Here is a 7,470-nt window from a genome sequence, read left to right on the forward strand (position 1 = left end):
GGGCAGGCCGGAGGCGTCCCGCGCGCACCGGGTGGCGAAGAGGCCCGGCGCGGTGAAGTACGAGGCCAGGGCGGTGTCGTGGCGCCCGGCGGCGCGCAGGGCGGCCACGGCCTCGGGCACGGTCGGCTCGGCGGCCGAGGCGTAGGCGGGCACCACCGGGACGCCGCCGAGGCGGGCGGAGAGCAGGGCGGCCGTACGCTCGGCGTCCCGGGCCGAGTCCGGGTCGCGCGATCCGGCGGCGGCCAGCACCACGCCGCCGGTGCGGGACGCGCCGGCGGCGCTCCAGCCCGTCTCGGCCAGCCGCCCGGCCAGTGCCTCGGCCAGCAGGGGGTGCGGGCCCAGCGGCGCGGCGATCGGCACGGACAGGTGCCCGGCGGCGGCAGCGGCCCCGGGCAGGTCGTGCTTGACGTGGTGGCCGCGGCCGAGGAGCAGGGGCACGAGGACCGCCTCCCCCGCCGGAAGCGCCTCCAGGGTGTCCGGCAGCAGCGGCTCGTTCAGCTCGACGTGCCCGAGCTCCACCCGCAGCCCGGGACGCAGGGACCGCACGAGGTCGAGCAGTGCGGTGACGGTGCGCAGCGCCCCGGGCTCGCGGGAGCCGTGGGCGACCGCGACCAGCGGGGGCACGGGGCGTGGGCGGGCGCGGAGGAGGGAGGTCATGAGCCGAGTGTGGCGGGCCGCGGTTGCCCCGCCGTTGCGCCTCTGTGACGCCCGGTTGCACACGGCTCACGGCGCCGGCCCCGGCGGGCTGAGCCCGGCGTACCGGGCCCGTAACCCGCGGGGGCGCCCGGCGTAACACGCGCGACGCACGCTGGGCGGCATGAGCGCGACGACTGCCCAGCCGGACGGACGGGCCCTCCGGGCGCCCGCGGTGACCGTGGACACCCACTGCCCGTACTGCGCCCTGCAGTGCGGCATGGGGCTGCGCCCCAGCGGGGGCGAGGAGGGGGTCGAGGTGGTCGAGCGCACCGCCTTCGACGTCAATCGCGGCGCGCTGTGCGGCAAGGGCCGCACCGCCCCCGCCCTGCTCTCCTCCCGGGTCCGGCTGACCGGGCCGCTGGTGCGGCGCCGCGCCGGCGGGCCGCTGGAGCCGGCCGGCTGGGACGAGGCGCTGGACCGCACCGCCGCGGGGCTGTCGGCCGCGCGGGCCTCGTACGGGCCGGACGCGGTGGGGGTGTTCGGCGGGGGCGGGCTGACGAACGAGAAGGCGTACTCGCTGGGCAAGTTCGCACGGCTGGTGCTGGGCACCTCCCAGATCGACTACAACGGCCGGTTCTGCATGTCCTCGGCCGCCGCCGCCCTGAACAGGGCGTTCGGGCTGGACCGCGGGCTGCCCTTCCCGCTGGCGGACGTCGCGCGGACCGGCTGCGTGATCCTGGTGGGCGCCAACCCCGCCGAGACCATGCCGCCCGCCCTGCGCTACTTCACCGAGCTGCGCGAGAGGGGCGGGAAGCTGATCGTCGTCGACCCCCGCCGCACCCGTACCGCCGAGCACGCCGACCTGCACCTGGCCCCGCGCCCCGGCACGGACCTGGCCCTCGCACTGGGCATGCTGCACCTGGTGGTGGCCGAGGGGCGGGTGGACACCGGTTTCGTGGCGGCGCGCACCAGCGGCTGGGAGGAGGCGCGCGCGGCGGCGATGGCGCACTGGCCGGAACTGGTGGAGCGGATCACCGGGGTGCCGGTGCCCGCGCTGCGGGAGGCGGTTGCGCTGTTCTGCGACGCGCGGTCGTCGATGGTGCTCACCGCGCGCGGACCCGAGCAGCAGTCCAAGGGCACCGACACCGTCGGCGCCTGGATCAACCTGTGCCTGGCCACCGGCCGGGCGGGCCGCCCGCTGTCCGGTTACGGCTGCCTGACCGGGCAGGGCAACGGCCAGGGCGGGCGCGAGCACGGCCAGAAGGCCGACCAGCTGCCCGGCTACCGCAGGCTGGACGACCCGGCGGCGCGCGAGCACGTGGCGCGGGTGTGGGGAGTCGACCCCGCTGTGCTGCCGGGGCCGGGACGCAGCGCGTACGAGCTGCTGGACGCGCTCGGCCGCGACGTGCGCGCCCTGCTGCTGACCGGTTCCAACCCGGTCGTCTCCGCTCCGCGCGCCGCCCATGTCGAACGGCGGCTGCGGTCGCTGGACTTCATGGCGGTGTGCGACGTGGTGCTGTCGGAGACGGCCGCGCTGGCGGACGTGGTGCTGCCGGTGGCGCAGTGGGCGGAGGAGACGGGGACGACCACCAGTCTGGAGGGCCGGGTGCTGCTGCGCCGCAGGGCCGTGGACGCCCCGCCCGGAGTGCGCACCGATCTGGAGGTGCTGAACGCGCTGGCGGCGCGGCTGGGCTGGGAGAGGGGGTTCCCCACCGACCCGCAGGAGGTCTTCGACGAGCTGCGGCGGGCCTCGGCCGGGGGCCTGGCGGACTACTCGGGGATCACCTACCGCCGTATCGCCGAGGAGGACGGGGTCTTCTGGCCGTGCCCGGAGGTCCCGGGCACGGACGAGGCCGACGACCCCGCCGTGGACCGCTCCCCCGGCCCCCATCCCGGCACCCCGCGCCTGTTCCTGGACCGCTTCGCCACCGACGACGGCCGGGCCCGCTTCGCGCCCGTCGCCCACCGCCCCTCGGCGGAGGAGCCGGACGCCGACCACCCGCTGCTGCTGACCACGGGCCGGGTGCTGGCCCAGTACCAGTCGGGCGCCCAGACCCGCCGGGTGGCGGAGCTCAACGGCGCCGCCCCGGGCCCGTTCGTCGAGCTCCATCCGCGGCTGGCCGAGCGGATCGGGGTGGCCGAGGGGGAGCCGGTGGCGGTGGTCTCGCGGCGGGGGCGGGCGGTGGCGCCGGCCCGGATCACCCCGGGCATCCGCCCGGACACGGTGTTCATGCCGTTCCACTGGCCGGGCGAGGGCCGCGCCAACACCCTGACCAACCCGGCCCTGGACCCCGTCTCGCGCATGCCGGAGTTCAAGGTCTGCGCGGTCCGGGTGGAGCGTGCGGGGGATTCGGGGTAGCAGTCGGGGTAGCACCGCCGAAGCCACCGTTGTACCATCGGCGGTATGAAGGTAAGTGTGAGCCTCCCTCAGGAAGACATCGCCTTCGTCGACGCATACGCCGCCAGGGCCGAGATCGAGTCGCGATCGGCCGTGATACACGCCGCGATCGAGTTGCTGCGCGCCTCGGAACTCGAACAGGACTACACCGCCGCCTGGCAGGAGTGGGCCGAGGACGAGGACGCGCAGCTGTGGGACGCGACCGCTGCGGACGGGCTCGGCGATGCGGCGCGGTGACATCTATCTGGTCGATCTGGACCCGACTCGCGGCAGTGAGGCGAACAAGGCACGCCCCGCCGTCGTCGTCTCCAACGACGCGGCCAACCGTTCGGTGGACCGCGCCGGCCGGGGTGTGCTGACCGTGGTGCCCGTGACCTCCAACACCACGCGTGTCCACCCGTTCCAGGTACTCCTCAAGGCCGCGGACTGCGGCCTGCGCAAAGACTCCAAAGCCCAGTGCGAACAGGTGCGCTCCGTGGCCGTGGAACGGGTGCTGCACCGGGTCGGTGTGCTGCCGTCGCACATCCTGGCCGACCTCGACGCCGCCCTGCGTCGTCATCTGGCCCTGTAAAGCCGCCGCACGGCTCAGGAACCTTCCGTCTCCTCGGCGACCCAGGCCAGGTAGTCCGCGCCGCCGCGGACGACCGGGGTGGCGATGATCTCGGGGGTGTCGTAGTCGTGCGCCGCGCGCAGGTGCGCCTCCAGGGCGTCGTAGCGGGCCGCCGCCGTCTTCAGCAGCACCTGCCACTCGGGCTCGGCGCGCACCTCGCCCTCCCACCGGTAGACCGAGGTCACCGGGCCGGAGACCTGGGCGCACGCCGCGACGCGGGCCTCCACCGCGCCGCGCGCCAGCGCCTCGGCCTTCTCCCGGCTGTCGGTGGTGGTCAGCACCGTCAGGACGCCCGTCTCCGCCATGGCCGCCGCTCCTCTTCTCCCGTTCCCGTTCTTCCCGTTCCCGGCCGCCTTCGCGGTCCGCGCCGCATCCGCCGCCTTCGCGGTCCGGTGCCGCCCACCGTAGCCGCGGCAACCGCGGCGCGGCTCGTACCGTCTCCGCCGGTGTGATGACCGGCTCGGTAAAGGCCAAGGGAATGCGGAAGACCGTGAAGCCCGGAAGGAGGCAGGTCCTCCAGACCGCGGTGCTGCTGTGCGTGCTGGGGCTGCTGCCCGCGACCTGGGTCGCGGTCTCCGCCGGCGACCGCGTCCGCTCCCTCGGCGGCGCACCGGCCGCCCCGGTCGTGGTCGTCTTCGGCGCCGGGCTGTGGGACGGGGAGCCGTCGCCGTACCTGGCGCACCGGCTGGACGCCGCCGCCGAGCTGTACGGCCGGGGCCGGGTGCGCGCGGTGCTGGTCACCGGTGACAACAGCCGCCGCGACTACGACGAGACGGGCGCCATGCGGGACTACCTGGTGCGCCGCGGCGTCCCCGCCGAGGACGTCGTCGGCGACCACGCGGGCTTCGACACCTGGGACTCCTGCACCCGCGCCCGGCGGATCTTCGGCGTGGAGCGGGCGCTGCTGGTGAGCCAGGGCTTCCACATACGCCGCGCGCTGGCCCTGTGCCGGGCCGCCGGGATCGACGCGTACGGCGTCGGTGTCGCCGAGCCGCGCGACGGCACCTGGTACTACGGCGCGCTGCGCGAGGTGGCGGGCGCGGCGAAGGCCGGGCTGGAGGCGACGTTCACCCCCGATCCGCGCTTCCTCGGGCCGCGCGAGCGGGGTCTCGACCGGGCTCTGGAGGGCTGGTCCGAGCCGCCCGCGGCCCGCCGGCTCACTCCTGAGGGGTATTCCAGGACTCTTTTCGGAGAAGGCGGTTGACCGCGTCGGCCGCCGACGCGTTGTCTGCCGGTGGTACGGGCCGCCCCACGGGCCGCACCCCCTCCCGTCCTCCCCTCCCCCCTCCCGGAGCCACCATGACCGCTGCTCCCCGCCGCCCCCGGACCGAGACGCCACCGCAGTGCCCCGGCCACCCCGACCGGCCGGGGCACTCCGGCCGGTCGCGCCACGTACCGCTGTACGGCGCGGGCCTGGACGGCGATGGCCTGCCCGCCCTGTACGAGCGGCTGCGCGCGGAACACGGACCGGTCGCGCCCGTCGCCCTGGCCCCGGGGGTGCACGCCTGGCTGGTCATGGGCTACGAGGAGCTGCTGCGGGTGGCGCGCCGCGAACGGGACTTCAGCCACGACCCGCGCCACTGGCGCCTGCTGCGCGAGGGGCGCGTGCCGGCCGACTCCCCGCTGCTGGCGTTCGTCGGCTGGCGTCCGGCCCTGATGTTCGCCGACGGACGGCGGCACCGGCGGATGCGGTCGGCCGTCGCCGACGCGCTGGGCCGGGTCGACGGCGGCGAGCTGGGCCGCCTGGTGCGCGACACCGCCGACCGGCTGATCGACTCCTTCGCCGGGCGGCGCGAGGCCGACCTCGTACCGCACTACGCGCACCGCCTGGCGGCGCGGGTCGTCACCCGGCTGCTGGGGGCGGACGAGCCGGTCAGCCGGAAACTGGCGGAGGCCGTCGCCGGCACGGCCGCCGCCAACGCCGACTCCGTCCACGCCGGCCGCCGGCTGGAGCGCGTCCTGCTGGCCCTGCTGCGGGAGAAGCGGCGCGCGCCGGGCCCCGACCTCACCTCCTGGCTGCTGACGCACCCCGCCTCGCTCCGCGAGGAGGAGGTGCTGCACAACCTGGCCGTGACGGTGGTGGCGGCCCACCAGACGACGAAGAACTGGATCGCCACCACGCTGCGCCTGCTGCTGACCGATCCGGTCCTGCGCTCCTCTCTGGACGGCGGACACCTGACCCTGGACGAGGCGCTGGACCTGGTGCTGTGGCGGTTCCCGCCCACCCAGAACCTCCCCGGCCGATACGCCCTGCGCGACGTCCGCCTGGGCCGGCGGGAGGTACGGGCCGGGGACATGCTCGTGCTGGGGCTGGCCGCCGCGGGCCGCGACCCGCGGGTGCTGCCCGCGTGCGGGCGGCCGGTGACGGGCAACCGCGCGCATGTGGCGTTCGGCGCGGGACCGCACGCCTGCCCGGCCCAGCCGCAGGCCCGGCTGATCGCGCGGACGGCCGTGGAGGTGCTGCGGCGGCGGCTGCCGGGGCTGCGGCTGGCCGTGCCCGAGGAGCGCCTGGCCTGGGCCTCGTCGCCGTGGACCAGGAGCCTGGCGGCGCTGCCCGTCCGCCTGGGGCCCTGAGGGCCGCGTCCGGGAGGGCGGCGCCCCGCCCGGGCTCACAGCCGGGGTCCGGGTGCGCTGAGGGCGGTGTTGCCGCCGGGAAACAGCGGTGATGCGGACGGGAAACAGCCGCGCCGCACGCTTTCCGTATGACCTCGACGAAGCGTGTGGTGGTGATCGGCGGCGGAATGGCCGCCGCCCGGCTCGCCGGGCAGCTCGCCGCCGCCGGCGCCCTCGGTACCGGCGGCCCCGGCGGCCACGGCGGCGCCGCCGTGGACCTGACGGTCGTCGGCGAGGAGCCACACGCGCCGTACAACCGGGTGCTGCTGGCCGGGGTGCTGGCCGGGCGGTACGCGCCGGAGGTGATCGGCCTGCCCGCACCGTCCGCCGCCCGCTGGCTGCGCGGTGTGCGGGCGGTGCGGCTGGACCGGGCCGAGCGGCTGGTGCGGTGCGACGACGGCTCCTCGCTGCCGTACGACACGCTGGTGCTGGCCACCGGCTCCAATCCGGTGCTGCCGCCGCTGCGCGGGCTCTTCCCCGGCGGCGGGCACGAGCCGCCCCGCGGCGTGCACCCCTTCCGCACCCTGGCCGACTGCCGGGCGCTGGAGGCGGCGGTACGGCCCGGGGTGCGGGCCGTCGTCGTCGGCGGCGGCCTGCTCGGTGTCTCGGCGGCCCGCGCGCTGGCCGGGCGCGGGGTGCGCACCGTCCTCGCCCACCAGGGCGAACACCTCATGGAGCGCCATCTGGACGCCCGCGCCTCGGCGCTGCTGCGCGGGCACCTGGAGGGGCTGGGCGTCGAGGTCCACACCGAGTGCCGCGTCCGCGGCCTGCTGACCGCGGGGAGCCCCGGGAAGGGGGCCGCCGGCGCGGAGGCCGTGGCCCGCGGCGTGGAACTCGCCGACGGCTACCGGCTGGAGGCCGAACTGGTCGTCCTGGCCTGCGGGGTGCGCCCGCGGGCCGGGCTCGCCCGGGCGGCCGGGCTGGAGGTCCGCGACGGGATCGTCGTCGACGACGAGCTGCGCACCGGCGACCCCCGGATCCACGCCGTCGGCGACTGCGCCGAGCACGGCGGGAGGGTCTACGGGCTGGCCGGCGCCGCCCAGGAGCAGGCCGACGCGCTGGCCCGCGTCCTGCTGGCGGACGGCCCGGCGGACCGGGGGCGCGGCGTCGGCACGGTGCTGCTGCGGGCGGTCTCCGACCTCGTCCTGGACCGGCGGCCGGCGTGCGGCCGGGTCGTCGCCGAACCCGACATCCGCAACGTCCCGTCCGTCGC

General features: G+C 76.8%; 8 protein-coding genes. 6 read left to right on the forward strand and 2 right to left on the reverse strand.

What is annotated here, in order from left to right; all coding sequences use genetic code 11:
* Window positions 1-657 (reverse strand): sirohydrochlorin chelatase (locus ACLIYP_RS28230; RefSeq protein WP_412715930.1); only part of this gene is annotated, 657 nt, incomplete at its 3' end.
* A 160-nt stretch (window positions 658-817) separates the two neighbouring features.
* Between ACLIYP_RS28230 and ACLIYP_RS28235 the strand changes: the two genes are divergently transcribed.
* From ACLIYP_RS28235 to ACLIYP_RS28245, 3 genes are read left to right on the forward strand one after another with little or no spacing between them, the layout of a single operon-like run.
* Window positions 818-2,995: a molybdopterin oxidoreductase family protein gene (locus tag ACLIYP_RS28235; RefSeq protein ID WP_412715931.1), complete on the forward strand. Its 2,178-nt coding sequence runs from the start codon at window positions 818-820 to the stop codon at window positions 2,993-2,995.
* A gap of 45 nt (window positions 2,996-3,040) precedes the next feature.
* Entirely contained in the window at window positions 3,041-3,271 is a 231-nt protein-coding gene (locus tag ACLIYP_RS28240; RefSeq protein WP_412715932.1) for a ribbon-helix-helix domain-containing protein, read from the forward strand.
* Window positions 3,258-3,605: a type II toxin-antitoxin system PemK/MazF family toxin gene (locus ACLIYP_RS28245; RefSeq protein ID WP_412715933.1), complete on the forward strand. Its 348-nt coding sequence runs from the start codon at window positions 3,258-3,260 to the stop codon at window positions 3,603-3,605. Before ACLIYP_RS28240 ends, ACLIYP_RS28245 begins: the two co-directional genes overlap by 14 nt.
* Before the next feature lie 14 nt (window positions 3,606-3,619).
* Here ACLIYP_RS28245 and cutA read toward each other — a convergent pair whose 3' ends face one another.
* Window positions 3,620-3,949, reverse strand: a complete 330-nt coding sequence (gene cutA, locus ACLIYP_RS28250; protein ID WP_412715934.1) for a divalent-cation tolerance protein CutA — start codon at window positions 3,947-3,949, stop codon at window positions 3,620-3,622.
* A gap of 146 nt (window positions 3,950-4,095) precedes the next feature.
* Here cutA and ACLIYP_RS28255 point away from each other — a divergent pair, with 146 nt between their 5' ends.
* The 3 genes from ACLIYP_RS28255 to ACLIYP_RS28265 form a co-directional block, all read left to right on the forward strand.
* The gene (locus ACLIYP_RS28255) at window positions 4,096-4,848 is read left to right on the forward strand and encodes a SanA/YdcF family protein (protein WP_412715935.1); all 753 of its coding nucleotides are present in this window, start codon (window positions 4,096-4,098) and stop codon (window positions 4,846-4,848) included.
* 95 nt (window positions 4,849-4,943) lie between these two features.
* Complete coding sequence (locus ACLIYP_RS28260; RefSeq protein WP_412715936.1) at window positions 4,944-6,218, forward strand: cytochrome P450 family protein; 1,275 nt, start codon at window positions 4,944-4,946, stop codon at window positions 6,216-6,218.
* 128 nt (window positions 6,219-6,346) lie between these two features.
* A partial coding sequence (locus tag ACLIYP_RS28265; RefSeq protein WP_412715937.1) for a GNAT family N-acetyltransferase occupies window positions 6,347-7,470 on the forward strand: 1,124 nt, incomplete at its 3' end.

This window comes from Streptomyces nanhaiensis (assembly GCF_046614825.1).
GTDB lineage: Bacteria > Actinomycetota > Actinomycetes > Streptomycetales > Streptomycetaceae > Streptomyces > Streptomyces radiopugnans.